The following is a 26766-nucleotide window of genomic DNA, read 5'->3' as shown; positions in this document are numbered from 1 at the left end:
CACCTCTACAATATTATTCCTCTTCCTCTAGTTTTAATTCTACTTCACTTATCAATTTAATTTTTCTAATTCTATTATCTACAATACTTTCAATGACAAATGTTACATCTTCCAGTTCTAACTTTTCTCCCTGAACCGGCAAGCGATTTAGATAATATAAAACCAGACCACTTACAGTCTCATAATCATCACTTTCAGCCAAAGGTTCCCTTAAATATTTATTTAATTCCTCTATATCTACTCTACCATCAAGAAGCAGTTTATTATCATCAATAACTTCAATATAACTTTTTTCCAGGTCAAACTCATCCTGAATATCTCCAACAATTTCTTCCAGTAAATCTTCAATTGTGATTAAACCCGAAGTTCCACCATATTCATCTACGACAATTGCCATATGTTCTTTTCTATCCTTCATTTCAGATAAAAGCTGATTAATCGGTTTACCTTCCGGAATAAAATAAATTGGTTTAACAAATTTTTCAATATCAACCTCTTCTTTTTCGGCTAATATTAATTCTAAAAGATCCTTAATATAAATTAAACCAATAATATTGTCGATAGATTCTTCAAACACAGGAATTCTGGAATGCCCTTTTTCGACTCCCAATTTAATTAATTCAGTTAAGGAGGCATTTTTTTCTATACATACCATATCAATTCTGGGTACCATAATTTCTTTTACCAGTGTATCATCAAAATCAAATACACTCTGGATCATTTCCTGTTCCGTTTCTTTAATTACTCCCTCTCTCTGACTTACATCAACAAATCTTCTTATTTCTTCTTCACTTAAAAAAGCTGAAGAAATTAAACTCTTATCTTTAACAAAGAGATTAACAATCTTCGTAAAGAGATAGATAAAAGGAGACAAAATAATTTCTAGATAATATAAAGGCACGGCAGCAGCCTTAGCATAATCAGAGGCTCTATTATTACCCAGAGACTTAGGGGTTATTTCTCCAAAAATTAAGATTAATAATGTAACAACACCTGTTGCGATTCCAACTCCCTTACTTCCAAAGAGCTCAATTGATAGAGCTGTTGCTATGGAGGAAGCTGCAATATTAACCAAATTATTACCAATTAAAATAGTGGTTAACAATCTGGTCTGATTCTGCAGCAGTTTATCAACTTTTGCAGCATGTTCATCTCCTCTTTGAACCTTTTCTTTGATTTTAACTCTATTAACAGACATAAAAGCTGTCTCAGAACCAGAAAAAAAGGCAGATAAAAATATTAAGATAAAAAATGAAAACAATTCTAAATACATTATTGATTCCTCCACGGTCAACTAAATTATTAGATACTAAAGTAATAAAAAATTATAAATGTAATTATTATACCAAGAATAGTCCCCAATAAAATTTCTTTAAAAGAATGGGTCCCTGCTTCCAATCTGCTCTGTGCTGTTAAAAACGCAAGAACAACTGCCAGTGAAAAAGCAATTAAACTTTCTGTTAGAAACCAGATAATAAGCACAGAGGAGGCTGCCAGGGCAGAATGGCCACTGACAATTCCACCTTTGAGTGGTGTTCCACTGCTAAAAATTGATTTTAAAGCTATAATCAGAATAAAAATTAATGATAGATTGATAAATATTAAATGCAGAGGCTCATGCCTAATATTAAAAATAAGGTTTAATGATAATTCCTGTGCCCTATTAAAAAAAATTAGATAAGCAATGAAGACCGCATTGCCAGCAGTAATGACAACCGCAGCGGCACTTATATTTTTAGCAATTCTTGCTTTGAAACTGTAATCTTGAGTCAGAATATCAATAATAACTTCTACCGCTGTATTAACCAGCTCAGCAAAAATTACCAGAGATATAGATATAATAACCAGCCCCAGCTCCAATCTGCTTAAATCAAAGAAAAGACTAAAAGCAAGTACAAAAATTGCAGCAATAAGATGGAGCTGCATATTTCTTTGAGTCCTGATGGCATGTATAAAACCAGCAATTGCATGATTAAAACTATTTATAGTTTTTAAAATCCACATTGATTACACCTAATCTCTGCTGATATCGAGTTCAGTTAAAACTCTTTCCTCTTTTTGCCGCATTTCATCTTTTTCTTCCTGGCTGTGATGATCATAGCCAAACAAATGCAGCATCCCGTGAACTGTCAAATAAGCAAGTTCTCTTTTTAAGGAATGTCCATATTCCTCGGCCTGCACAGCAGCTCTCTGGGCAGAAATTATTATATCACCAAGCATCTCTTCATCAATGGGAAAAGAAAGTACATCTGTTGCTTCATTTTTTTCTCGATATTTTTGGTTCAGTTCTTTAATCTGGAGATTACTAACAAAGGCAACGCTCACTTCTCCCCCACTGTATCCTTCAAGTTCAGCAGCAGTCTCAACTACTTTTTCCAGAAGTGAAAACATTTCCTGACTGATTTCCACTTCACTCTGCTGATTATTAAAATCTACATTAATCACTATTATTCCCGCCTTTCATTTCTTTCAGCAATTTTTCCGGATATTCTACTCGTTGATGATAAATGCCGGTTAAAACTTTAACAAAACTTTTAACTATTGTATCTAAATCACTTAAAGTTAAGTTTGACTGATCAAGCTGATTTTCAATTAACTTATCTTTAACCAGACCTCTAACAAAGCCTTCAATTCGGTCATGATTATTTTTATTGAAATTTTTGGACCTCAGGGCTGCTTCTGTAATGTCAGCCAGCATAATAATAGCCGCTTCTCTACTCTGAGGCTTAGGCCCATCATAGCGAAAATCTTTTTTTTCAATATCATCATGTTTATTATTCTGCAGCGCCTGCTGATAAAAATAGGAAATTAGATTTGTGCCATGATGCTGTTTTATAATATCAATAATTTTTGAGGGCAGTCCATTTTCTTCTGCCATTTCTACCCCATCTTTAACATGTGATTTAATTATGAGTGCACTTAAATTTGGAGAAGTCTTATCATGAGGGTTTTCGCCTCCAAACTGATTATCAGAAAAAAAGTAAGGTCTTTTTAATTTACCTATATCATGATAATAAGCAGCAGCCCTTGCCAGTAATGAATCAGCTCCTACATCTTCGGCAGCTGTTTCAGCCAAATTACCAACAATCACACTATGGTGATAGGTCCCCGGGGCTTCAACCAGCATTCTTTTTAAAATCGGTTGACTGGGGTTAGATAGCTCTAATAACTTTACAGAACTTGTCATATCAAATAAATCTTCCAGATATGGAAGCAGACCATTGGCCAGCACTCCTACTAAAAGACCATTAACGATTCCGCCTCCAATTGACCAGATTAAATATGTCCAATCTTGATTTTGCTGCATTAAAGAAAGACCGCCAATTAAAAACACTAAAATAAAACTAACATTTAAACCAGCCCTTATAATATCTCCTCTCTCCTTAACTTTAGTTACACTAAAGATCCCTATTAAACCAGCCAGAAAAGAGGTTAAGACTATATTGAAATTCATATCATAAACGGGTGCAATTAATAAACTAATAAATAATGTAGTAATCAGGGCTGTGTCACTGCCAATTAAAACTGTTAAAAGTATTGACGCCATAGCAGTGGGTACCATAAAGTCAACAAATGGATTCTGGAAAAGGGTTAATATTTTAGCAAAGAAAACCACAGTTAAAATTAGTAGTTCAATTAAAAGCAGCTTGCTGTTATCCTGCCAGACTGACTTCTGATATTTATAAAAATAAAATCCAAGCAGTAAAACAAGAATTAAACTGATCAAGTTTCTACCTGTAATATTATAATAATTAATTCCACTTTTTTGCAGTCCAAGTCTTTCTAAAATATCTATATCTGATTCAGTAACGACATCACCCTTACGAACAATTATCTCGCCCTGTCTGACAGTTTGTTCTACAGCTTCAACTTCAGAAATAGCTTCCTGTCTCCTGCTGGTAGTTGCTTCCTGATTCAAAAACATATTCGCAGCAATAACTGTTTCAGCTATTTCTGCCAGAACCAATCTCTTACTTCGAGAAATATCCATTTCCATTGCACTCTGGCGAAGTTCTTCTCGAGCTTCAGGTAGATCGGAAGGTAAAATTCTACTCCCTAATTTATTCTGCAGAAGGTTATGTGCCCTCTCCTGCAGCTCAGTTAACTCATCACTATTTAAAGTAATTAAAGTTGATAAACTATCACTGCTAATTTCAAAATCTATTTCTTCCCTCACCAGACCTATGATTTCATTAATTTCATCCTGGTCAAAGTTTTCGATTTCAGCTGTTGTTAAAACATTATCAGTCCCATCAGTCTCCTGAACTTCAGGATTCTCTGTTTCCTGAATATTTTGCTCCGATTCCTGTTCAGACTCTGCTGACAGAGAGATTTTATTATTGTAGAAAAAGGATCTTTTCTCACTTACAGCTTCAAATAAATTATTAACCTTATTTATCACTTCTTCTTCTACAGTACTATCTTCTTCATAAACTCTTGGAGCTGTGTCTGCAGCCCGCTGCCTCAACTCAGAAGTTCTGCTCTCATCAATAAAAGTAATTGTTCTGGGAGCAGTAATATCACTTTGACTTACCTGACCTGCTCTTAAATCAACTTGATTAGGAATCAAATCTAAACTTAAAATCAGAGCAATCAAAACAAAGAAAATGACAGCCCAGATAACTTTATAAGTATTTGTTGAAAAATCAAGATATTCTTTTCTCCAGTTACGGAGTCTGACTCTCAATTTTTTCATAAATTTCATTTTTAGCTCCCACTTTCATAACTTTCATATGCTTTAATAATCTCTTTAACCAGGTCATGTCTGACAACATCATGTCTGCTTAAATAGACAAAATCTATTCCTTTAATTCCCTTTAATATTTTCTGAACTGTAGCCAGACCGGAACGTTTTTTACTTGGTAGATCAATCTGAGTTATATCACCGGTAATCACTGCTTTAGAATTGAATCCAATCCTGGTTAAAAACATTTTCATCTGTTCTAAAGTAGTATTTTGTGCCTCATCTAAAATTACAAAAGAATCATCAAGAGTTCTTCCCCTCATATAAGCCAGTGGTGCCACCTCAATAATATCTTTTTCCTGATATAATTTAGCCTTCTCCGGTCCCAGAATATCATAAAGCGCATCATATAATGGTCTCAAATAAGGATCAACTTTTTCCTGCATATCTCCGGGTAAAAAACCTAAATTTTCTCCCGCTTCAATTGCAGGTCTGGTTAGAACAATTCTATTAATTTCATTATTTAAAAGGCTTTTAACTGCCATAACCATCGCCAGATAAGTTTTACCTGTACCTGCAGGACCAATAGAGAAAACAATATCTCTATTTTTGATTGATTCTAAATAAAGTTTCTGGCCCATGGTTTTAGCTTTTATTTTTCGGCCTTTATAATTTTCCAATATCACTTCATCATAAATTCTATTTAACTTAATCTCCGGATTTCTTTTTAAAAGTTCAGCCGCATATTTTAATTTTCTGGGTGACAGTTCCTCTTTTTTATCTGTTAAAGAAAGTAATTTTTTAATTATCTTTTCAGATTCTTCAAGGTCACGCTCACCCTCAATTTTAATTTGATTACCTCTACCGCTCAATTTTAAGGAAAGTATATCTTCTAAAAGCTTCAAATTGCGGTCATTGTGACCAAAAAAATTTTGTGCAAGTTGATAATCGTTAATCTCAATTTTTCTCTCATTTTGACTCAAGTTATAACTCCTCCTTAATACTTTTACTTATTTATTATATCATATTTATTTCTTTAAACAAATTTCGCCAAAAAACTGCAGCCGGAGGGAGGCCGCAGTTTTGAAGAAGATTTAGTTTTAATCCCTCTTTAGGGCTTTTGGTTTAGATAAAATCTCGTTATAAATTACGGCTTTTTCTACCTCATTATACTGGGCAAATATTTCTCCCAGAGAACTATTTTTATTTCTCTTTTTTTTCTGGTTTGAATTACCTTTTTTTGTTTTTTCTTTATTCTTCTTTTTGGACGCTTCTATTTCATCCTCAGATTTTGAATTCTGATTTAAAATTCTTTCTTTACTTTCAGCTACAGTTTCTCTTTCAGCTTCAGCAATTCTTTTTTTTACCTCATCCTGATCATAGTCAGTATTCATTTTACTGGTTTTTACTTTTTCTTCTTCACCGGCCTGCTCAATGGTCAGATCAAATCTTTTCCCAATAAAATCAAATCCCTTTTTAAAGAGAGAAAAAATCTGAAATAGAATAACGAAAAAAATAATAAAGGTAGGAAGTGCAAAAATTAGATCTTCCATGATTCACCTCCAGCAGAAATGGTTGACTTTAGAAAATTAATTTTCATTCGGTTGTTCTTTTTCATTTTCTGAAGCTTCAGAAATACTGGTTCTCATTTTAGTGTCGGATTCTACATTTTTAAGCTTCATATAATCCATCACTCCCATATTTCCCTTTTTTAGAGCTTCAGACATCGCAAGTGGTACTTCTGCCTCAGCTTCAACAACCTTGGCCCGCATTTCCTGAACTCTAGCTTTCATTTCCTGTTCTTCTGCTACAGCCATTGCTCTCCGTTCTTCAGCCTTAGCCTGAGCAATTTCTTTATCTGCTTCTGCCTGATCAGTCTGCAGTTGAGCACCAATATTTTTACCAACATCAACATCCGCAATGTCAATGGATAAAATCTCAAAAGCTGTACCAGAGTCAAGCCCTTTGTCTAAAACTGTTTTGGAAATAGAATCAGGGTTTTCCAGTACTTTTTTGTGTGATTCTGCAGAACCAACTGTAGTAACAATACCCTCTCCAACTCTTGCCAGTACAGTTTCTTCTCCAGCTCCACCTACCAGACGCTCAATATTAGCTCTAACTGTGACCCTGGCAGTTGCCATAACCTGAATACCATCCATCGCTACCGCTGTAACAACCGGAGTCTGGATCACTTTTGGGTTAACGCTCATTTTTACTGCTTCCAGTACATCTCTACCTGCTAAATCAATAGCAGCAGCTCTTTCAAAAGTTAGATCAATTTCTGCTCTCTGAGCAGCAATTAAGGCATCAACAACCCGATCAACATTTCCTCCAGCCAGATAATGTGCTTCCAGCTGATCACTGCTTAAACCTTTACCTGCCTTATGAGATTTAATCATTGGTCCTACAATTGAAGAAGGTACTACTCTTCTTAAACGCATTCCAATCAGATTAAAAAAGCCAACCTTAACTCCCGCAGCAGTTGCCGAAATCCACAAACCAAGTGGGATGAAATAGAAAAACAAAACAAAAAATAATATTAAAGCAACTAAAATTAAAATTGAAAATATTTCCATTATTTATTCCTCCTCTGAAATTTCTCGAACAACAATTCTGGAACCTGATACTGAAATAACTTTAACTTTTTTACCCTTTTCTATAAAACCACCTTCACTGACTGCATCAACTCTTTTACCATCAATCCTAATTGTTCCTGCAGGTCGCAATTTAGACATTGTTTCCGCTTCTCTATTTAAATAATCCTTTTTAGAAGCTGAAGAAAAATAATTTTTAGAATTACTTTCTAAAGAAATTCGCCTCCAGAAGCGGCTGCTGCCAACTTTTTTAATCATAAATACTGCAATCATTAAAGTTATTAAAACAACTGCCAGCAGGACATTGATTGCAATCGAGGTATTTGGAAAAATAAAAAATAGACTTACTAAAACAGCTGTAATTCCACTAACTCCAGCAATTCCAAAACCTGGAATAACAAAAACCTCTGCCAGAATTAAAATAACTCCAACTATAAAAAGTACCACAATTCCAGTTCCAATTGCACCGGTAAAAATATGACTGGCAAAAAAAATCGACAAAGCAATTATACCAACTGTTCCTCCCAGAGCAAAGCCTGGAGTCAGGGCTTCAAAGATTAGCGCTGAAAATGCAATTATCAAAACTAAGGAACTTATATAGGGGCTGCTGATAATCCCCATTATTTTTTCTAAATTACTCTTTTCAATCGTAACTATTTGATTTAGACTAATATCTCTGGCTGCTGCAACATCCGCCAGCGAGGAAGCACTGTAATCAGCTATCTGATATTCTAAAGCTTCAGCTGCAGTTAAAGTTAGCAGTCTATCTGTTTCAATAATTCCTTCAATCTCCAGGGAAGCATCAACCATCGCCTCTGCAATTTGCGGATTTTTGTTCCTGCTTTCTGCTGTAGCAGCAAATTCTGTTCTTAAAGCAGAAATATATTTTTCTTCATTAGGTCTTGTTTCTGCAGCACCGATGCTGGCCGAAGGAGAAATATATAATTCTTCTCCAGCCAGGGCAATTAAAGCTGCTGCTGACCAGGCTCTACCACTAACAAAGGTAATAACTTCCACTTCTGATTCTAAAATGCTGTCTCTTATTTTCAAAGCTGGGTCAACATAACCCCCAAGAGAATTAATCTCTATAATTACAAAATCGTATCCATTTGTCTCTGCCTCGATTAAATTACGGTCGATAAAAGCAAATTCTGCATTATTAATTTCACCATCTAACTGCAGATGCATAACTTCTGCCTCAACAGTTCCCGGTTTATAAAAACTAAAAACCAATAAAAAAAGTAAAAAAATTAAAATTTTTCTCTTCATATTTATACCTCCAGTTAAGAGGAATAAAGAAGGGGGATCCCCCTTCTTTGTAGATTTGTAATAAATTGATATTTAACTACTTAACTTTTCTTTAACTTTAGAACTAACCATAGAACCATCAGCCCGGCCTTTAATTTTGGGCATTATTTTCCCCATTACCTGTCCCATATCAGACATATTTTCTGCTCCAGTTTCTTCTATTACCTGGTCAATCAACTCTTCTACTTCCGCTTCTGACATCTGTTCTGGCAGATACTCCTGTAGAATTTCAATTTCCTGCTCTAATTTTCTCATTACCTCTTCTTTACCCGATTTTTCAAAATCAGGGAGAGAATCTTTAATCTGTTTTACCTGTTTCGCAATTACAGCAGTTACCTGCTGATCATCCAGTTCTTCACCGGTTTCAATTTCTTTATTTTTTATTTCTGATCTGGTCATTCTAATTACAGCGAGACGCTCTTTATCTTTTTCTTTCATAGCCTTTTTCATATCTTCCATTAACTGTTTTTTTAATTCACTCATTTTTACAACTCCAATCTTTTTAAGCTAATTATTAACCCGGCGGCCACTGCAGTTGTCTTCCACCCAAAAGATGAAAATGAATATGATAAACTGACTGACAACCATCATCACCACAGTTGCTGACAAGTCTGTAACCTGATTCAGCAATATCATACTCAGCTGCCATTTTTTTGGCTACCTGATATATATTTCCGATTAATTCATTATCTGCTGGCTGCAGATTATTTAAATCAGCAATATGTTTTTTAGGCACAATCAACAAATGGACAGGCGCCTGAGGATTAATATCCTCAAAAACAACAACCTGGTCATCCTGATAAACAAAATCTGTATCCGTCTCACCAGCTGATATCTTACAAAATAAACAATCTTCCAAGAAAATCCCTCCTTCAAAAAATTATATAAAGTGATTTAAAGCCAAGATTAACTTTTTGCTATGACTATTAACTATATTCTCTTAAAAGAAGACAATTCCTGCTAATTTACAATTTTTCCTTTTAAATGATAGGGATCAACAGACTTTTCCAGTTTAACATTAACCAGCTGATTTTTTAACTTATCTGAACCTGACAGCAGAACTTTAAGATAGTTATCAGTATAACCAGTTAATAAATCAGTTTTATGATCTCTAACCTCTTCTATCAAAACCTCTTTTTCCTGACCGATGAATTTTTTCTGATAGTCAAGCATCAAAGCTTCATTGACCAGGCGCAGCTTTTTACTGTATTCCTTAACCAAATTTCCATTCAGCTGCTCCATTTCTGCTGCCGGTGTACCCTCCCGGGCCGAATAAGGAAAAACATGAACTTTTGCAAAGCCAATCTCTTTAACTACCTCTAATGTCTGCTCAAAAGTTGCTTCTGTTTCTCCTGGAAAACCAACAATTACATCTGTAGTGATTGCCAGATCAGGTATTTTTTCTCTTAGTTCTGCAACAGTATCTTTAAATTCAGCCACAGAATAAGGTCGCTGCATGGCCTTCAATATCTGATCACTGCCACTCTGTAAAGGCAAATGTAGATGAGGACAGAAAATATCTTCTTCAGCAATCAATTCCAGCATTCCCTGATCAATTTCTGTACCTTCAATTGAACTCAAACGTACTCTCTTTAGCTCCTCTATCTCCGTTAAACTCTTCATTAAACGAGTTAAGGCTTCACTGTTTCCCTGTTCACTACCATAGGCTCCCAGATGGGTTCCAGTTAAGATAATTTCTTTAACTCCCTGCTGACTCAATCTCCTAATCTCAGCAACTACATCTTTTTCTCTGCGGCTGCGAACCGGACCTCTGGCATAGGGAATGATACAGTAACTGCAAAATTGATTACAGCCATCTTCAATTTTAACATTGGCTCTGGTAGTATTAGAAAGACGCTTTAATTCTAAATCCTCATATTCACTTAACTGGCTGTATTCTTTAACTTCATTTTTGATAGTCTTACCAGCCAGCATTTCCTCAGCTTTCTTTAAAATTTCAGCCTTATTATTACTGCCCATAACAAAGTCAATTTCTTCTATCTCACTTACCTCATCCGGAAAAGCCTGAGTATAGCAGCCAACAATTGCAACTATACTCTCCGGAGAACTTCTTTTAGCTCTGCGGGCAATCTGTCTTGTTTTACGCGCTGCTTCATTGGTCACCGTACAGCTATTAACTATATAGACATCTGCTTTATCTGAAAAATCAACAATCTGATAGCCGTGGTCTATAAAAATATCAATTACAGCTTCAGTCTCATACTGATTTACCTTACATCCTAAGGTATAAAAAGCTGCTTTTTTAATCATCTTAATCACCAAGTTCACCTTTCTCATATAAAATTGCTGTTAAAGCTGTAATTCCTGCAGTCTCTGTTCTTAAAATTCTGGGCCCAAGTGTAATGATCCGGGCATTAAGGTCTTTTTTGAATTCACTTACCTCTGTCGCAGAAAATCCACCTTCAGGACCGATAATTAATAAAATTCTGGCTTCAGCAGCAATATTATTTTCTTTAAAAAACTCTTTTATTGAATATTCTTTTTCATCTTCCCATAAAAGTAAGACATAATCAAATTCTTCTTTCAAAGCTTTTAGATTATCACTACTGTAAAAATCTTTAATTTCCGGGATAACCGCTCTACCTGACTGTTTGGCAGCGGCTTCGGCCACTCTCTGCCAGCGACTCTGCTTTTTATTCTTCTTTTTATGATCATACTTAACAATAGTTCTTTTGCTTTCTAAAGGGATTAAACCTGCAAAACCAATTTCGGTAGCCTTTTCGACTATTAAATCCATTTTGCTTTTTTTAGGCAGGCCCTGAGCCAGCCAAACCTTTGTCTCTGCCTCAACTTTTGATTTTTCTCTGCTTAAAATTTTCAGTTCTGCACCTTGATCATGAAACTTTAATATTTCTGCTTCCATATCAAAACCATCACCATCAGAAAGAATAACCCTGTCACCTATATTTAGGCGCAGGGAATTTTTAAGATGGTTATAGTCATTTCCAGAAATAATTACAGTTGCTTCAACTTCAGTACTCTGATCTATAAAAAATCTATGCATTATTTTCACTCCATTGTTTAGAGTTGCTTCTTAGTAATTTTAGTAATATCTGAATTATTATTTTGAATTCAAATATTAATTGCGTCTTTTATTTTTTTTAAAAAGCTTTTGTGCTCTGGATTTATTTCTTCACCACTAATATCTGCAAATTCTGCCAGCAGTTCTTTCTGTTTGTTATCAAGATCTTTAGGAATCATAACCTTAGCCTTTATATACTGATCTCCACGACCATAACCGTTTAGATGAGTAATACCTTTGTTCTTTAATCTAAAGGTTGTACCCGGTTGAGTCCCCTCAGGAATATCAAACTGAACCTTACCTTCCAGGGTAGGTACTTTAATCTTATCACCTAATGTTGCCTGAACAAAGCTAATTGGCACCTCACAGTAGACATCATCACCTTTGCGGTCAAAGATTTCGTGATCCTGAACATCAATTACTATATATAAATCTCCTGCTGGGCCACCTTTTTCTCCAGCCTGACCTTCTCCGGACATCCGGAGTCTGGTTCCAGTATCCACACCAGCCGGAATATTAACAGTTAATTTTCTCTGTTTTCTTACCTTACCAGAGCCATTACATTTGTGACATGCTTCTTCTACAATTTTACCATCCCCACCACATTTAGGGCAGACTCTACTCTGAGTAAACTGTCCAAATGGAGTCTGCTGACTGCTGCGAACCTGACCCTGTCCATTACATTCGGGACAGGTTTTTACATCAGTTCCTGGTTCAGCTCCATTACCCTGACAGCGGTCACATTCTTCTTCCCTGGGAATTCTAATTTCTTTTTTACCACCAAAGGCAGCTTCTTCAAAAGAAATTTCCAATCTATACTGGAGATCGGCTCCACGGCGGGGTCCACTTCTTCTGCGGCCACCACCGCCAAAACCGAACATATTAAATAAATCATCAAGACCACCGAAGCCACCCTGAGCAAAATCATCAAAGTTGAAGTCCTGATCATTTATACCTGAATGTCCATACTGATCATAACGTGCTCTTTTATCCGGATCACTAAGTATCTCATAAGCCTCAGAAATCTCTTTAAACTTCTCTGAGGTGTCCTTCTCCTGATTAGTATCAGGGTGATATTCCTTGGCCAGCTTACGATAAGCCCGCTTAATTTCTTTTTGATCCGCATCCCGGTCAACACCGAGCAGTTCGTAATAATCCTTTTTTGCCATCTTAAAATCACCTCTCTAAAAAAGAAAGAGAAAACAGTTATAGGGAGAGTCAGACTCTCCCTAAACTGACCTATTCTTTTTCTTATTTATTAGTTAATTGCTGCTTTATTTTTTCTCGTCTTCGTCATCTACTTCTTCAAAGTCTACATCAACTGTATCATCATCTGCATTAGCCTGACCGGCTTCAGCTCCCGGCTGTGGACCTGCTTGTCCGGCTCCTGGCTGTGCTCCAGCTGCACCAGCACCAGGCTGAGCTCCTTCAGCTTGAGAATATAATTCGGAACTTAACTCTGTTAATTCATCAGTTAAAGCTTCCATTTTCTCTTTAATTTCTTCAGTCTCAGCATCTTCATTTTTCAGAACTTCTTTTAACTCTTCTTTAGCTGCTTCAACCTTATCTTTAATTGCAGAATCAACTTTTTCTCCTGCTTCCTCTAGAGTTTTCTCTGTTTGATGAACTAAAGCATCTGCTTCATTACGAGTTTCAATTTTTTCTACCCGCTTTTTATCTTCTTCAGCATGTTCTTCAGCATCTTTTACCATTTCTTCTATTTCTTCATCAGATAAACCACTTGTAGATTTTATAGTGATCTTCTGTTCATTACCTGTACCTTTATCTTTAGCAGATACATGAACAATACCATTTTTATCAATATCAAATTCTACTTCAATCTGAGGTACTCCACGTGGTGCAGGTGGAATATCAGTTAATTGGAAACGACCCAGTGTTTTATTATGCTGTGCCAATTCTCTTTCACCCTGCAGTACATGGATATCTACACTTGTCTGATTGTCAGTAGCTGTAGAGAATATCTTGCTCTTTGAAGTAGGTATTGTTGTATTTCTGTCAATTAATTTAGTGAACTTACCACCAAGTGTTTCGATACCTAAAGATAATGGTGTAACATCAAGTAGTACAACATCATCTACATCTCCAGCCAAAACACCAGCCTGAATTGCAGCACCGACTGCTACAACTTCATCCGGATTAATACCTTTATGTGCATCTTTCCCGATCAAGTTTTTCACTGCTTCCTGTACAGCAGGAATTCTGGTAGAGCCACCAACAAGAATAACTTCATCTATATCCGATTTATCCATCCCTGCATCTTCGAGTGCTTTGCGGGCTGGATCCATTGTCTGTTCAACTAAATCACTGATTAGACTTTCAAACTTAGCTCTTGTTAAATCAATATCTAAGTGCTCAGGTCCTTCATCAGTTTGAGTAATAAACGGCAGATTAATATTTGTCTGCTTAACACTGGAAAGTTCTATCTTGGCCTTCTCAGCAGCATCTTTTAAGCGCTGCAGTGCCATTTTATCTTTCTTTAGATCAATTCCAGTTCTATTCTTAAACTCTTCTGCTAAATGGTCGATGATTCTCTGATCAAAATCATCTCCACCAAGGTGATTGTTACCATTAGTTGCGATAACTTCGAAGACTCCATCTCCAATATCAAGAATGGAAACATCAAAAGTACCTCCACCAAGGTCATAAACTAAAATAGTTTCTTCACCTTTATCATCAAGACCATAAGCTAAAGAAGCAGCTGTTGGCTCATTGATAATTCTTTCTACTTTTAAACCTGCAATTTTACCGGCATCTTTTGTTGCCTGACGCTGAGCATCACTAAAGTATGCAGGAACTGTAATAACAGCTTCCTCAACATCTTCACCTAAATACTCTTCTGCATCTCTTTTTAATTTCTGTAAAATCATAGCCGAAATTTGCTGTGGAGTATATTCTTCTCCATTAAGTGTTGCTGTAAAATCTGTACCCATTTCTCTTTTAATTGAAGAAATTGTCTGATCAGGATTAGTTACTGCCTGACGTTTTGCATGTTCACCGACAATTCTTTCTCCCTTTTTAGAATATGCTACTACAGAAGGAGTAGTTCTAGCACCTTCTTTATTAGGAATAACAGTAGGTTCTCCACCTTCCATTACTGCCACACAGGAATTAGTTGTACCTAAGTCAATACCAATTACTTTACCCATTTTATATTCCTCCTTAGAAAATTGTTATCAAAATACTACACAAAAACCAAATTAATAATAAACTAGAATTTATCATAAAATTATTGAAACCTTAAAACTTTATTTTATCCGGCTACTTTAACCATCGCCGGTCTAATTACCCTATCATTTAGGCTGAAACCTTTTTGGACAACCTCAACTACAGTTCCTTCTTCAAATCCTTCACTTTCAACTCTCATAATTGCCTCATGATATTCCGGATTAAATTCTTCACCTTCTGCCAAAATCTCTTCAATATCCTGTTCTTTAAGAGTCTTTAAAAGCTGTTTATAGATCATCTCTACCCCCTGGTAAAAATCATCTACTTTGTCCTCCGCCTTTAAAGCCCGCTCAAAATTGTCAATTACCGGCAGCAAACTGGCACAAAGTTCTACTTTACCCTGGGTTGTCATCTCAGCCTTTTCGCGCTGACTTCTTTTGCGGTAATTAACAAAATCAGCCTGTAAGCGCTGCAGTCTGCTTAATAAATCATCTATTTCGGCATCCATTTCTTCAATCTTTTCATTTTTTTCCTTAACTTCCTCAATTAATTCTTCCCGAGAAAGCTCCATTTGGATACCAGTTAGTTCTTCTTCATTTAACCCTGAATCAACATTTTCTGCCTCTGCTGCAGCATCATTGTTTTCTGCAGCCTCATTATTTTCGAAATTCTCAACTTTTTCTTCTTTTTCTTCTTCAAAATTATTATTTTCTTTTTTATTGTCCATAATTATCACCCACTAGCTTTAGAAATTAATTTACTCAAAATATCAGAAATAACATCCACCGAAGAAATAACACGTGGATATTCCATTCGGGTGGGACCAATAACTCCAATTTTTCCAACTGCTCGCTCCGAAATATAATAGGTTGCAACAACAAGTGAGCAGTTTTTAATATCTTCAACTTCATTTTCCTGACCAATTTTAATTTCAAGATCAGAACCAGAAATACTATTAATAATTTTATTCAGCATTTCTTCCTGATCAAGTAATTTGAGCATCTTCTTGACTTTTTCCAGATCATTAAACTCTGGCTGTTCTAAAATATAGGAAGTACCTCCCAGATAAACTTTAACTCCACCAGGTTCAAATGCACCTTCAAACTCATTATAAAACTGTTTAAATAAATCAACAGATAGATCAACTCTTGCCAGAAGCTCTTTTTCTACTTCTTTTAAATAACTAGAATCTAAATTAGCAAGTAATTTGTTTTCCAACTTTTCGCTTAAAAATTTATTGAGATAGGAAATTTTAGCTGTAGATAAACTCTGATCAAGATTAATAATTTTATTATTAACCATTCCTGTATCTGTAACCAGAACTAAAAGCAGAGAATTATCTGCGAGCTGCATTATTTCAACTTTTTTTAAGCGGCTGACCTGACTTTTGGGCTCACTAACCATCGCCGTATAATGAGTCATATTAGAAAGCATTTTTGCCATACCAGAAATAATATCCTGTACATCCTGAAGGTCCTGGTATAAATTTTCTACATTTTCGATTATTCCAGGAACTTCATTTTTTTTCCTGCTGATAAGCTGATCAACATAATAACGATAACCTTTATCAGAAGGTATTCTTCCTGCAGATGTATGGGGCTGTTCCAGATAACCTAAGTCTTCCAGATCAGCCATTTCGTTTCTGATAGTTGCAGGACTTACATCCAGATTATATTTTTTTGCAAGTGTCCTTGAGCCAATTGGAGATGCAGAAATTATATGTTCCTGAATGATGGCCTGCAGTATTCGCTTTTTTCTCGAATCTAATTCCTCAACCATCATTTCTCACCTCTTTTTTTAGCACTCGATTAAGGAGAGTGCTAACAGCTAATAATAAAATAACACATTGATATTTTTTTGTCAAATAATTATTGGAATTAATCCAATAAAAATTTTAAAAAAACTTTGTTGGCTACTTCTTTACCCCGATTTGTCAGATAGATACGCTCATTTCCTTCTTTAATTAATTTATTCTCTTTTAATTCTGCGATCTCTTCTTTATATAGAGATTTAAAATCGACATTAAATTGTTGGTAAAATTTATGATAAAATAAACCTTTTGCTGTTCTTAAAGCGAGAAATGAGTATTCGGCCATCCTTTCTTTCTTGCTCAAACAGTTCAGTTCTCTAATTTTTGTGGCCTTAGTTTTTGGGTTTTTCATTGCTCTCCCTTCTAACTCGCTATTTTTGCCACCTGCATTATCCATAAATTCTACAAAAGTTGAATTTTTCGGATTATAATACCTGAGATACAGATTCAAATCAGCCAAATTTTGTGAGCGGCAGTTACCATCAAAAGCTGCTGCTCCCGGTCCTAAGGCTAGATAGGGCTGATAGAGCCAGTAAATATAATTGTGGCGTGCTCTATATCCTCTGCGGGCAAAATTTGAAATTTCATAATGCTGATAACCGGCAGTCTTTAATTTTTCTAAAGCCAGTTCATACATTTCTGCATCTAGTTCTTCTGTCGGCAGTTTAAGCTCCCCCTGATTATAGCGCTGATAAAAGGGAGTATTCTCATGTATTTCAAGATTATATAACGAAATATGAGGAGGATTAAATTTAAGCAGCTCTTCTATATCAATTTCAAACTCGTTTAAACTCTGTTCAGGCAGAGCAAAAATTAGATCAGCACTATAACTATCAAAGTACTGATCAACTAAAGTTAATATTCTTTTATTATTCTCACTGCTGCTTCTGCGCCCTAAAAATTTCAAATGCTGATCATTAAAACTCTGGATACCAACACTTAAACGGTTAATTCCCGCTCTTTTTAAAGCAGTGATTTTTTCTTCCGTAATAGAAGCCGGATTAATTTCCATCGTAATTTCGGCCGCTGGAATAACTCGAAAGCTGTTTTTAATCTTTTTAATCAATTCTCCTATAAAAAAAGGATCTACCAGAGAGGGAGTACCTCCTCCCAGATAGATAGTCTGCAGTAAATCATTATTTACTTTCTGAGTTAATTCCTCTAATTCCATAAAAAGGGCAGCCCAGTAGAGGTCCACCCTTTGTTTTGTATATTTTACTGAATAAAAATCACAGTAAGGACATTTACTGCTGCAGAATGGAAGGTGAATATATAATGCGTTTGCATTTTCAAATTTTAAATCAGGCATTTTCATTCCTTTCTAGAACTGTCATAAATGCTTCCTGAGGAATTTCTACACTTCCAACCTGTTTCATCCGCTTTTTACCTTCTTTTTGTTTTTCAAGTAGTTTACGCTTTCGGCTGACATCTCCACCATAACATTTCTGCAGAACATCTTTGCGCACAGCTGGAATATTGACTCTGGCTATGATTTTCCCTCCAACTGAAGCTTGGATTGGAACTTTAAACATATGTCTTGGGATTACCTCTTTTAATCTTCTAACAAGAGCATTTCCCCGCTGATAAGAATCTTCATCATGAACAATTATAGATAGAGCATCTACAACCTCTTTATTAACCAGTATATCGAGTTTAACCAGTTTAGATTCCTTGTATCCTTCTAATTCATAATCTAAGGTTGCATAGCCTCTAGTCTTTGATTTTAGCTGATTAAAAAATTCTGTAATAATTTCACTTAAGGGCATTTCATATTTTAAAGTCACCCGATCCTGATCTATATACTGCATATCTTTAAAATCACCCCGGTTATCCTGGCAGAGCTCCATTGCCTGTCCAACATATTCTTCTGGCAGATGTATTTCTGCAGTAACAAAAGGTTCTTTTATTTTATCAATTTCACTTTGGTCCGGGAAAGCAGCTGGATTTTCTATTTTCAGTTCTTCCCCATTCTTTTTGATGATCTGATATTCTACACTGGGGGCAGTAATTACCAGATCAAGATCATATTCTCTTTCCAGTCTTTCCTGTATAACCTCCATGTGCAGTAAACCTAGAAATCCACAGCGAAAACCAAAACCTAATGCTTCAGAGGTTTCGGGCTCAAAGGTAAAAGAAGCATCATTTAACTGAAGTTTTTCTAATGCTTCTTTTAAAATTTCATAATCAGCATTATCGGTAGGATAAAGACCACTAAATACCATTGGCTGTACTTTCTGATAACCCGGAAGCGCTTTTTCGGCAGGGTTATTTTTTAAAGTAATTGTATCACCAACCCGACAGTTACGGACATCTTTAATTCCAGAAATAATATAACCAACTTCTCCAGAACTCAGTTCCTCTTTTTTCTGCATGGCAGGGTCAAAAAAGCCAACTTCATCTACTTCATAACTTTTTTGGTTAGACATCAACAAAATCTTATCTCCCTTTTTAACAGAGCCTTCCATAACTCTAACATAAGCAATTACACCCTGATAGGAATCATAGAGAGTATCGAAAATTAATGCCTTTAAAGGTTGATTGATTCCATTATAGGGCTCTGGGACCCGCTTAATAATTGCCTCCAGAATTTGATCAATATTTGTTCCTTCTTTAGCACTGGCTAAAATTGCCTCATCAGGATCAATACCAATATCTAAAAGCTGTTCTTTAACCCTCTGAGGATTAGCTGAGGGTAAATCAATTTTATTAATAACTGGAATAATTTCTAAATCATGCTCTAAAGCCAGATAAATATTAGCCATTGTCTGGGCTTCAACACCCTGAGCAGCATCAATGACTAAAAGAGCTCCTTCACAGGCAGCCAGACTCCTGGATACCTCATAAGCAAAATCTACATGGCCAGGAGTATCAATTAAATTCAGCTCATAACCCTGGTGCTCAATTGTCACTGCCTGAGCTTTAATAGTTATTCCTCTTTCTCTCTCTAAATCCATTTTATCTAAAACCTGTTCCTGCATTTTGCGATCTGTAATTGTACCTGTATATTCTAACATACGATCAGCAAGAGTTGATTTCCCGTGATCAATATGAGCAATTATGCAAAAGTTTCTAATCTTGTCAGTCTGCAAAAAAACTTCCTCCTTTTATACTAAATCTTTTTGCCGGGCTAAGAATACTATCCACAGCACTTTAATTATATTATACTTAGGCTGATTAATCAATTTTCTTTTTTGCTGCAGTTTAAGTTATAATTTATTAATCTCCTCCAAAATAGACCTGTTTTTCAAATTTAGCTCTTGCATTTTAACTAACAACATGTTAAAATTGAAATGTTGCAAATTAAGTCTGAGACTATAAATACTTACTTTTAAGAGGGGGTGAAGTTAGATGCCTATTATTAAATCTGCTAAGAAAAGAGTTAAGATAACAGAAAAGAAAACTGCTCAAAATCGCGAATGGAAAAATAGATTAAAAAATGCGATTAAAGATATGGAAAAGGCAGTTGAAGCAGGGGACAAAGAAGCTGCTGCAGAACAGTTAAAAGAGACTAAAAAGGTCATCGATAAGGCTGTAACAAGAAATATTCTTCATAAGAACAACGCAGCCCGCAAAAAATCCCGCCTCACAAAGATGTATAATAATATGTAATTTGAATTTTACATTTAGGACACAGGTCCTTATTAAAATATATCTAAAAGATAGCTATCTTTTAAATTATTAAACTCATCCAGTTGGGTGAGTTTTCATTTATCTATAATAAAAAGTTCAGCCTTAACAAACAGGCTGAACTTTTTTTGGGTTTAATAAGCAATTGACTTAATTATAATCATTTCCAGAGCTGTATTCTGATCCGGATAGTACCCTGTTAAAAAATGGTAGTTAGCTCTTAATATCTCTTCCAGTATTTTTTCTAATTCATTTTGAGTAAAGTTTCTACACCGCTGCAGTGACTTTTTTACCGGATAGGGATGTTTACCTATTTTTTTAGCAATCTTATAATTATCCTGTGTGTACTGACTGTAAAATTTAACCTGCATTAAAAGCTCAATCTGATTTTTAAGCATAGTCAGTAAATATAAAGGATAAACTCCTTTGTTTAGCATTTCCTTTAAGGTTAAAAGAGCCTGATCAGTTTTTTTATCACCAATTAAATCAAGAAAGTGAAATATTTCTTCATCTTCTAAAAATTTTTCCCTACTGATTATATTTTTTAGATCATAATAAGAAATCTTTTCCTTATCCGGATAACGGGTTACTACCTTTTCAATTTCACTATTCAATATTTCCAGTTTATTGCTGAACATATTTTCCAGCATCTTTACACTACGGCTATCAATTTTTTTATTATTTTCCCTAAAACGGGCAAAAATCCACTGATCTAAATCTCGATAACGGGGAGTTTCAAATTCCTGATATTCTGCAATTTTCTTTAAACTCAGATAAAACTTTTTTCGTTTATCCACTTTATTGGCTGTTAAGAAAAGCAGACTGGCACTTTGATCAATGTTTTTAAAGATTTTTAAAAGTCTATCCTGCTCACTCTGATTTATAGAATCATCCTCGGTAAAATGAGAAATTATAAATCTCTTTTCTGCCCCCATTGGAGGAGTCTGAACAGCATTTGAGAGTCGTTTTAAATATTCATCACCGGGATTAACATAAGAAAGATTGAAGTCTCTAACTGCCTCCGGCACAAATTTTTCAATAAACTCCTCTTTAAATTTGTTTCTAAGATAAGAATTCTCTGCATAAATATAGTATAATTTTTTTGCTTCTTTTTCATTTTTAATAAAATCTTCTGGCTCCATTTAATTACACCCCAATAGTCTTTAGCAATTTTTCTTCCTTCTCTATTTTAACATATCTAAACTTTTCTCTCCAGTTTTAAACTCTTAAATAGAAGAGACTTTCCTATCTAAAGCACTTAAGATAAATATTCTGTCCATCAGAAATCAGCTTTATCATTCCCTTTTGATCAGTACGAAGATAGTTAATTGATTTGCGCTTAAATCTCTTAATAACTTCTGCTGACGGATGTCCAAAGTTGTTTCTGCCAACCGAAATAACTGCCAGTTCAGGTCTGACTGCATCAAGCAGTATCTCACCACTTGAAGTCTTACTACCGTGGTGACCGGCTTTGAGAACATCAATTTTAGTTAAATTATAGTCCTTTACTATTCGGGCTTCTCCCGCTTTAGATAAATCACCTGTAAATAAAAATTTATTTTTTCGATATCTAAGCAGAAAAACAATAGAATTTTTATTCCTATCTTCTTTTATTTTCTCTGACTCAGGATTTAAAATTTCAAGACTGCAGCCAGCAATTTTAAAATTGGTACCAGCAGTTAAGAAATATAATTTAGAATTACTCTCACTAAGACCTGCTGCCAGCTGCTGATGCAGTTTAGTTTTCTGATTATAGGGTGGAATAAGAATATTTTTAACTTTTTTTCGCTGCAGCAGATGGGGAAGACCACCTGCATGATCGGCATCAAAATGACTGATCATTAAGTAGTCCAGACTGCTAATTCCAAGATAGTTTAAATATGAAATAATACTGTATTCAATATTTCTACCATCACTACCGGGAGGACCAGTATCAATTAACATATTTTTCCCACCTGGAAACTGAATAAAAATACCATCTCCCTGACCAACCGCTAAAAAATTTATTTCTAAATTATCGGAGGCAGGATTATAAAATAAAAATGCAATTATTAATAGCAAAGATATCGGGGCTGCTTTCTGCCAGAATTTATATTTTCTAGCTTTAAGATAAATATATCTTTTACGATAAATAAAAGGAATGGCAAATAAACACAAATAGTAAAAAAAGAGAGTAATTAATTTCGGCCTTGCAATAACCAGAGGCCTTCCCTGAATTAAAGTCATTACTTTAAAACCATAAAATAATAGTTTCAATCCCGATTCAATCAAAATTGCCAGAGGACTAAAAAAATTTAAACTGAGTAAGGAAAGCAATAGTAAAACAAAAATTATGGGCAGTAAAACTGTAATAAAAGGAATTGCCCAGAGATTTGTAACTAAAGCAATAAAGGCATATTCATTAAAATAATAAGCAGTAATTGCCAGGGAAGCCAGTTGGGCTGCGATAGATACTGCTAAAAGGCCAGGAAGCCATTGGTTTAGAACAGGAGTTAAATAAAACAACGCCAGAACCAGAATATATGAAAGCTGTAAGGAAACCGTAAATAAGGCCTGGGGATTCACCAACAGATTAATAAACAAAGTCAGAGAAATTATATTCAGAAAATCTCCTTCCCGATTAAATTCATCAGACCATAAGAACAGAAGGGCCAGTAGAGCTGCTCTAATAATTGAAACAGCAGCCCCCACCAGAATAATATAAACAATAGTCAAAAAAGACAGTAAATGAAGAGCATTTCTCTTCTCTGAACAGATCTTAAATAGAATAAAGGAAAATGTTAAAATCAGAATTCCCATATGCAGCCCTGAAATAGCCAGCAGATGGCTGGCCCCTGAATTTCTGAGTAACGATTCCTGTTCATAACTTAAATATTCCTTTTCGCCTAGTAAAATTGCTTTTATAAAAGCAGCATTAGCCTCAGTAAATAACTGGTTAATATTATTCAGAAGAGATTTTTTGCCTTTAATAATCATATTTTTTAAAGATTTATTTTTCCTGATTAGGCTTATATTTCTAGGATTCCAACCCTGGAGATAAACCCCTTTCTTTTTTAAGTATTCTAGATAAGAAAATGAGCCGGGATTCAGGGCAGGAGCAGGTTCTGTTAATTCTAGATCCAAATTAATCAAATCTCCATCATTGAATCTCTTTAATTCTTCTGAATTAAGTATAACACTGCCATATTTTACTTTTTTTCCATTAACCGAATATGCTTTCAGATAAACTTTAGCACCTTCTAAATCTCCAGGATCTATTTTAACTTCTGCCAGCATCTGACTTAATCCAGATTCAGCAAAATTATAGAGAGAATACTTACTCCAATACTGGTATTCCTGATAGCTAAATAAAAGACTGCCCAGAAGCAAAAATAAAATTGTAAGCCAGGTATAGATTGATTTTTTTGACATATTTAATTTAAAAACTGTATAAAAACATAAGTAAGCAGTTTCAATAATCAAGAATATTTTTAAACTAAAAATTAAATTATGTTTTAATAAAAAATAACTGCTGAAAATTCCCGCTGTTAAAGATGCAGCCAGATAGAAAGCCGGTCTTCTAATGATTTTCATTGTAAAACAATCTCATCTTCTATATTTTCCAGTGTTTTCTCTCCAATTCCGCTGATTTTTAACAGATCTTCTTTTTGAGAAAAATAACTATTCTGCTCTCTATACTTAACGATTGCTGCCGCTTTGGAAGGACCTATCCCACTTAAGTTTTCTAACTGACTCTGATCAGCCTGATTAATATTTATTAAATCACTATCACTGGAGCTAGAATATTTGTTTATTAAAATACTTTCTTTATTCCGTGAATCTGAAAAACCAGAACTTCCCTGAATATGATTACTTATACGCTGATTATTGTTTGCTATTTCGGGAATATTAATTTTTTGTCCATCATATAATCTCTCAGCTAAATTTATTTGTTTTAAATCAGCATTTCCCCTAAGACCCCCAGCTGCTCTTATTAAATCAACAAGTCTGTCGTTTTTATTTAGTTTATAAACTCCTGCATCTTTTACAGCTCCAGCTAAATGGACAATTATTTGAATATCATTTTCTTTTTCTACAGTTTTTTCTGCTGTATTTCCTGTTTCTAAAAGATTTAAATTGGATTCAGTATTTAAAGCTGAACTCTGCTGAATACTCTGATTATAATAAAGAAGACACAACAGCAGCAAGCCAATAACTGAAATAAAAAGTACTTTTTTATTTTTGAACATAAAAACACCTCCTAAGACCTTATTCGAGATAAAATTTAGATTTCCTGTAATTTTTTTACATTTTATCTAAAAAAATATAGCAGCCTAAGCTGCTATTAATCAAATCTGCCTCAAGTGATCTTTTATTTTTTTGATGATTAAATCATTTGCTATCTCATTTAAACCGCCATGTGGAATAATTATATCTGCCTGATATTTGCTCGGCTCTACAAATTTTTGATGCATCGGTTTTACGGTTTTTAAATACTGATTTTTAACAGATTCAAAGGTCCGATCTCTTTCCTTAATATCTCTGCTGATTCTTCTGAGCAACCTAATATCAGCATCTGTATCTACATAAATTTTTAAATCAAAAAGATTCTTTAAATCCTCATAATGAAAGATTAGAATTCCTTCTACTATGACAATTGGTGCTGATTCTACTTTTTTCTTATTTTCCAACCGTTCATTTGTTTTGTAGGAATAGACAGGTCTTTCGACTGCCCTACCCTGCTTTAACTCCTGCAGCTGCTCTATCAGCAGTTCAGTCTCAAAAGAATCAGGATGATCAAAGTTGATTTTATGATCTGGAACCTTAAAATGACTTCGATCATGATAATAATAATCATGTTTTAAGATAGTAACTTTATCTTGAAAAGAATTTTTTAAAATTCTTGCAAGTGTTGTTTTGCCAGATGCAGTTCCTCCTGCAATACCAATTAATAGTGCACTCATTCAGTTAGCCCCTTTATAAATATATTAATTATTACTAAAATTTTCGCTCATAACTTCAATTTCAACTTCTTAATGTTCTAAGTTTTTCATTTATTAAATCTACTTTTCCCTCTTTGAATAAATAACTCCTCAGCAACATCTAAAAGAAGATCCTCTTTTAATTGACCGGGCAGCAAAGTACTGGTTTTGATAAATGAAGGCAGTTTTCTGGCAAATCTTTTATTATTTTGTTGATAGTTTTCTCTGACTTTCTTCAATAATTCCTCAAAACTATAAATCTGATATCTATCAATTTTTAAATAAGCTGCCAGTTCCTCCAATAATCGGGTTACAATTACAGTATAACTTGCCTGATAATTTATTTCTAATAAATTGACCAATTTAGGAATCAAATTTTCAAAAAAAGAACGAAGATATGGTTCTTCTCCCAGAGACAACTGCTTTAAAAGCCGCCTGATAATATTTTGATCAAGATTCAATAAGTAATTTATAAAATATTCTTCATCTTTTTCGATATTCAAATAATATTTACTTCCACTTAAATTTTTAAAGTACTTCATCGTATCATAATAACCCATTTTAATATTTTCGCGTGCATTTTGCTGATCAAAATTAAGCATTCTCCCCAGTTCCTGACTGGGGTTAATAAATATCAATTCTTTATCCTGGTCAGTCTGTTTCTCTATATCTCCCAGCCCATAAGTTCTAATTGCTATAATCTTTTTATAACCCTTATTTTGAAGAGTTTTAAGAGGTAGATTTTCATAAAAGCCACCATCTATTAAAATTTTACCATCTATCCGCTGCATTTTAAATGCAGGCAAATAAGAACTGGCCATAATATAATCTACCACTTTACCTCTGGGAATATCTTCTATAAATAATTCAAGTGGTTTTAAATCACTTAAAGAAAGGGTAACTATAGCAAAATCAATTTTAGAATTTCTTAAACTTTCTTCATCAATATTTTCTTCCAGAATTTCTTTTAAAAAAGAATTATCAAGACCACGATTTTGTAGTACTTCTTTGGCTTTATTGATAAAATAGGATAAATTATTCTGATTGATGCTCAAATTTAAAAGTTCGGATAAATATTTATCTTCTATATCCAGTACTTTAGCAGTAGAAATATTATACCAGTAATCATAGGCTATATTTAATTTGTCCTGGACAAACATCGCTCCATTCATTGCTCCAATAGAAGTGCCAGCAACTGCGTCTATTTCAATATTTAGTTCGTTGAGAGCCTTAAGAGCACCGATATGATAAGCACCTTTGGCTCCACCACCTTCCAGCACCAGTCCATACATAATAATTCTCCCACTTCCCATATTTTGTAATATAAAAACAATGATAGAAAATAAAAGTTTAAATAAAAATAAACTACAGTCTCCAGACTGCAGTCAAAATGGCGGGAACGTGTGGGAATCGAACCCACCACAGACAGGTCCGCCTGCCTGCCATTGGATTTGAAGTCCAGGATGTCCACCATGGACACAGCCACTCCCAAATATTTTCTCTTATAATTTTAACATGATATTTCCAGTTATTCAAGCAGTTAGAGTAAAATT

General features: G+C 34.6%; 24 protein-coding genes and 1 tRNA gene. 1 reads left to right on the top strand and 24 read right to left on the bottom strand.

Annotated elements, in window-relative coordinates; genetic code table 11:
• Positions 1 to 13: 13 nt before the first annotated feature.
• From C7958_RS05410 to lepA, 18 genes are all read right to left on the bottom strand, one after another.
• Positions 14 to 1273: a hemolysin family protein gene (locus C7958_RS05410; RefSeq protein WP_111571641.1), complete on the bottom strand. Its 1260-nt coding sequence runs from the start codon at positions 1271 to 1273 to the stop codon at positions 14 to 16.
• A gap of 29 nt (positions 1274 to 1302) precedes the next feature.
• Positions 1303 to 2004: a diacylglycerol kinase gene (locus tag C7958_RS05405; protein ID WP_111571640.1), complete on the bottom strand. Its 702-nt coding sequence runs from the start codon at positions 2002 to 2004 to the stop codon at positions 1303 to 1305.
• A gap of 9 nt (positions 2005 to 2013) precedes the next feature.
• Positions 2014 to 2445 (bottom strand): rRNA maturation RNase YbeY, encoded by a 432-nt coding sequence (gene ybeY, locus C7958_RS05400; protein ID WP_111571639.1) that lies wholly within the window; start codon positions 2443 to 2445, stop codon positions 2014 to 2016.
• A complete protein-coding gene (locus C7958_RS05395) occupies positions 2438 to 4705 on the bottom strand; it encodes an HD family phosphohydrolase (protein ID WP_111571638.1) in 2268 nt (755 codons plus the stop codon). Before C7958_RS05395 ends, ybeY begins: the two co-directional genes overlap by 8 nt.
• Positions 4706 to 4707: 2 nt before the next feature.
• Entirely contained in the window at positions 4708 to 5667 is a 960-nt protein-coding gene (locus C7958_RS05390; protein ID WP_111571637.1) for a PhoH family protein, read from the bottom strand.
• 117 nt (positions 5668 to 5784) lie between these two features.
• Entirely contained in the window at positions 5785 to 6237 is a 453-nt protein-coding gene (locus C7958_RS05385) for a hypothetical protein (protein ID WP_111571636.1), read from the bottom strand.
• A gap of 36 nt (positions 6238 to 6273) precedes the next feature.
• Complete coding sequence (floA, locus tag C7958_RS05380; RefSeq protein ID WP_111571635.1) at positions 6274 to 7260, bottom strand: flotillin-like protein FloA; 987 nt, start codon at positions 7258 to 7260, stop codon at positions 6274 to 6276.
• A 3-nt stretch (positions 7261 to 7263) separates the two neighbouring features.
• Positions 7264 to 8547, bottom strand: coding sequence for an NfeD family protein (locus tag C7958_RS05375; protein ID WP_111571634.1), 1284 nt, complete (start codon positions 8545 to 8547; stop codon positions 7264 to 7266).
• Positions 8548 to 8619: 72 nt separating this feature from the next.
• Positions 8620 to 9069 (bottom strand): GatB/YqeY domain-containing protein, encoded by a 450-nt coding sequence (locus tag C7958_RS05370; RefSeq protein WP_111571633.1) that lies wholly within the window; start codon positions 9067 to 9069, stop codon positions 8620 to 8622.
• 31 nt (positions 9070 to 9100) lie between these two features.
• Positions 9101 to 9445: a histidine triad nucleotide-binding protein gene (locus C7958_RS05365; RefSeq protein ID WP_111571632.1), complete on the bottom strand. Its 345-nt coding sequence runs from the start codon at positions 9443 to 9445 to the stop codon at positions 9101 to 9103.
• A gap of 101 nt (positions 9446 to 9546) precedes the next feature.
• Positions 9547 to 10857 (bottom strand): tRNA (N(6)-L-threonylcarbamoyladenosine(37)-C(2))-methylthiotransferase MtaB, encoded by a 1311-nt coding sequence (gene mtaB / locus C7958_RS05360; protein ID WP_111571692.1) that lies wholly within the window; start codon positions 10855 to 10857, stop codon positions 9547 to 9549.
• 1 nt (position 10858) lies between these two features.
• Complete coding sequence (locus C7958_RS05355; protein ID WP_111571631.1) at positions 10859 to 11611, bottom strand: 16S rRNA (uracil(1498)-N(3))-methyltransferase; 753 nt, start codon at positions 11609 to 11611, stop codon at positions 10859 to 10861.
• Positions 11612 to 11679: 68 nt separating this feature from the next.
• Positions 11680 to 12798: a molecular chaperone DnaJ gene (gene dnaJ, locus C7958_RS05350; protein ID WP_111571630.1), complete on the bottom strand. Its 1119-nt coding sequence runs from the start codon at positions 12796 to 12798 to the stop codon at positions 11680 to 11682.
• A gap of 105 nt (positions 12799 to 12903) precedes the next feature.
• Complete coding sequence (gene dnaK / locus C7958_RS05345; RefSeq protein ID WP_111571629.1) at positions 12904 to 14796, bottom strand: molecular chaperone DnaK; 1893 nt, start codon at positions 14794 to 14796, stop codon at positions 12904 to 12906.
• Positions 14797 to 14900: 104 nt separating this feature from the next.
• Positions 14901 to 15542 (bottom strand): nucleotide exchange factor GrpE, encoded by a 642-nt coding sequence (gene grpE, locus C7958_RS05340; protein ID WP_111571628.1) that lies wholly within the window; start codon positions 15540 to 15542, stop codon positions 14901 to 14903.
• A 5-nt stretch (positions 15543 to 15547) separates the two neighbouring features.
• Positions 15548 to 16597: a heat-inducible transcriptional repressor HrcA gene (hrcA, locus tag C7958_RS05335; RefSeq protein ID WP_243834296.1), complete on the bottom strand. Its 1050-nt coding sequence runs from the start codon at positions 16595 to 16597 to the stop codon at positions 15548 to 15550.
• Between the two features lie 95 nt (positions 16598 to 16692).
• Positions 16693 to 17934: a radical SAM family heme chaperone HemW gene (gene hemW / locus C7958_RS05330; protein ID WP_111571690.1), complete on the bottom strand. Its 1242-nt coding sequence runs from the start codon at positions 17932 to 17934 to the stop codon at positions 16693 to 16695.
• A complete protein-coding gene (gene lepA / locus C7958_RS05325; RefSeq protein ID WP_111571627.1) occupies positions 17927 to 19714 on the bottom strand; it encodes a translation elongation factor 4 in 1788 nt (595 codons plus the stop codon). The genes hemW and lepA overlap by 8 nt, the downstream gene beginning before the upstream one ends.
• Positions 19715 to 19973: 259 nt before the next feature.
• Between lepA and rpsT the strand changes: the two genes are divergently transcribed.
• Entirely contained in the window at positions 19974 to 20234 is a 261-nt protein-coding gene (gene rpsT, locus C7958_RS05320) for a 30S ribosomal protein S20 (RefSeq protein WP_111571626.1), read from the top strand.
• A 152-nt stretch (positions 20235 to 20386) separates the two neighbouring features.
• Here rpsT and holA read toward each other — a convergent pair whose 3' ends face one another.
• From holA to C7958_RS15610, 6 genes are all read right to left on the bottom strand, one after another.
• Positions 20387 to 21394, bottom strand: coding sequence for a DNA polymerase III subunit delta (holA, locus tag C7958_RS05315; protein WP_111571625.1), 1008 nt, complete (start codon positions 21392 to 21394; stop codon positions 20387 to 20389).
• Positions 21395 to 21497: 103 nt separating this feature from the next.
• Positions 21498 to 23825 (bottom strand): DNA internalization-related competence protein ComEC/Rec2, encoded by a 2328-nt coding sequence (locus C7958_RS05310; protein ID WP_111571624.1) that lies wholly within the window; start codon positions 23823 to 23825, stop codon positions 21498 to 21500.
• Positions 23822 to 24481 (bottom strand): helix-hairpin-helix domain-containing protein, encoded by a 660-nt coding sequence (locus tag C7958_RS05305; RefSeq protein WP_111571623.1) that lies wholly within the window; start codon positions 24479 to 24481, stop codon positions 23822 to 23824. Before C7958_RS05305 ends, C7958_RS05310 begins: the two co-directional genes overlap by 4 nt.
• A gap of 99 nt (positions 24482 to 24580) precedes the next feature.
• Entirely contained in the window at positions 24581 to 25195 is a 615-nt protein-coding gene (udk, locus tag C7958_RS05300) for a uridine kinase (RefSeq protein WP_111571622.1), read from the bottom strand.
• A gap of 86 nt (positions 25196 to 25281) precedes the next feature.
• Complete coding sequence (locus tag C7958_RS05295) at positions 25282 to 26505, bottom strand: patatin-like phospholipase family protein (RefSeq protein ID WP_111571621.1); 1224 nt, start codon at positions 26503 to 26505, stop codon at positions 25282 to 25284.
• 99 nt (positions 26506 to 26604) lie between these two features.
• A tRNA-Sec gene (locus tag C7958_RS15610) sits at positions 26605 to 26703 on the bottom strand.
• Between the last annotated feature and the right edge of the window lie 63 nt (positions 26704 to 26766).

Source organism: Halanaerobium saccharolyticum, assembly GCF_003259895.1.
GTDB classification, from domain to species: domain Bacteria; phylum Bacillota; class Halanaerobiia; order Halanaerobiales; family Halanaerobiaceae; genus Halanaerobium; species Halanaerobium saccharolyticum_A.
Note: the sequence above shows the minus strand (reverse complement) of the source record. Positions and strands in the feature narration are given on the sequence as shown.